Below are 1,398 nucleotides of genomic sequence, written 5' to 3'. Positions count from 1 at the left end.
CTCTGTAATATAAAAGGTGTTTTATTAGCCAATGGTCATATTGATCAGGGGGGTTAATGAAATACATGAGTTTAATTCTAAAGTGCCTATTTTTTTATATAAGAGTGATTTAACATATGCCTATTGTAATAAGCCATTTCCTGGTAGGCGTGTAAAAAGTAGAATATTAAAAAAGAAATATAAATAAAAGATTTAGTAATTATTAATAATATTGATTATATAAATACACATGGTGCTTGAACTCTAGCCAATGCTAGGGCAGAGTTACGCGGTATAAAAAAGTCGTTTTCTGATAAGCTACATGAATAAACTTCATGAAATAAAAAGTAAGTTCAAGGAAGATTACAAGTGTAATTCGAACAGCCTTAATCTAAAAAACTAAAGTAATTTCTTTACTACCTTTACAAGGGTAGTTACGACACAAACCATGGTAGTTGGCGTAGCTAAGTTCACCATTTGTGCAGAATTACAACGGATTTTATCTTATGCGCCACTCTTAGCCCAGTATCCGAGCAAAAAAGAGGGTACATTGGTTGTAAAACGCTTTTAGATTAGCCCCTTAAGCAACTGATCGAAAAACATTTACACTTAACTTGTCTCCAGAAACGACTGCCGCTAAATTTCAGCTAGCAATGGCTTCAATCATAATTAGCTGAATCAAGGTAAACTGGCTTTTAATCTTCAGGGCCTTGCCCGATCGTAGTCAGCGCTGCCAAGAAAAGCGTGAGCTGGCACCAGTATTGAGCGCCTGCCAATAACTGTCAATCAAAGGTCAGAGTTTGGTAATTGGGAAATCTATACGGTTTTTTCCATTCGTGGGCAAAGTAAAGCGTTTGTCGAATCAAGCAATCGCATTTTGGGCTATTAAAGCACCAGATCGAACTGCACAATCTTTAAAACAAGTTTTTGCGAGCTTTATGCAGCATTTTGGCAATGGATATCGTTGTAAAGAATTTGCCCAATATCAAAGTTTAAAACAGCGTTATGGCTTAATTGCTTATTTTTCATCCTTTGAAGTTTTTAGATCTTGTTTGGATTAAACTTGTAATCTGTCTTTTATAATAATTTAACTAAACTTTCTACTAAAATGCATGAAGAAAATGGATTCGATAATGGTGTTATTATAGTTGAACAAATGTTAGGAGAAAAATAATGTCACAATTTTTTATGATAAATTCAATATTGAGGTTTTTGGTTGAAACATCCTCAATACTAATATTAATATTTACTGGTCTTAGTAAATTTAAAATGCCACTTAATTTATTAATTGGTATAGGTATGCCAATCTTATTTATTGTAGTATGGTCCATCTTTGGAGCTCCTACATCACCTAAAAGGGTCTCTTTAACTCTTCGTATTTTCATTGAACTAGTTATATTTTTAACTACAACACTAGTG

At 33.3% G+C, this 1,398-nt stretch carries 2 protein-coding genes; both read left to right on the top strand.

Going from position 1 to position 1,398, the window contains the following annotated elements; translation table 11 throughout:
• Positions 1 to 833: 833 nt before the first annotated feature.
• On the top strand, positions 834 to 1,040 hold the full coding sequence (locus EQ827_RS08725) for a hypothetical protein (protein WP_181190589.1): 207 nt from the start codon (positions 834 to 836) through the stop codon (positions 1,038 to 1,040).
• Positions 1,041 to 1,152: 112 nt separating this feature from the next.
• Positions 1,153 to 1,398 (top strand): YrdB family protein (locus tag EQ827_RS09300; RefSeq protein ID WP_181190588.1); only part of this gene is annotated, 246 nt, incomplete at its 3' end.

Source organism: Bombilactobacillus bombi, assembly GCF_013607485.1.
GTDB lineage: Bacteria > Bacillota > Bacilli > Lactobacillales > Lactobacillaceae > Bombilactobacillus > Bombilactobacillus bombi_A.
The sequence above is the reverse complement of the archived record's forward strand: the minus strand, read 5'-3'. Positions and strand labels throughout refer to the sequence as shown.